The sequence below is a fragment of the Bacillus sp. JH7 genome (genome assembly GCF_001563515.1).
GTDB lineage: Bacteria > Bacillota > Bacilli > Bacillales > Bacillaceae_G > Bacillus_A > Bacillus_A cereus.
Genome location: NZ_LPUS01000026.1, coordinates 1 through 307, shown reverse-complemented (window position 1 = coordinate 307; position 307 = coordinate 1). Strand labels below are relative to the sequence as shown.

The following is a 307-nucleotide window of genomic DNA, read 5'->3' as shown; positions in this document are numbered from 1 at the left end:
GTAGCGCCTGTGTTACCTTGAACACCTTGAGGTCCAGTGGCACCAGTAGCACCTGTGTTACCTTGAACACCTTGAGGTCCAGTAGCACCTGTGTTACCTTGAGCGCCTTGAGGTCCAGTAGCGCCAGTAGCACCTGTGTTACCTTGAACACCTTGAGGTCCAGTAGCACCAGTAGCGCCGGTAGCGCCTGTGTTACCTTGAACACCTTGAGGTCCAGTGGCACCAGTAGCACCTGTGTTACCTTGAACACCTTGAGGTCCAGTAGCACCTGTGTTACCTTGAGCGCCTTGAGGTCCAGTAGCGCCAG

The 307-nt window shown here is 55.0% G+C and carries 1 pseudogene; it reads right to left on the bottom strand.

Annotated features, from left to right (window positions below):
- Positions 1–307, bottom strand: a pseudogene (locus tag AU379_RS23595) (collagen-like protein); the annotation flags it as partial.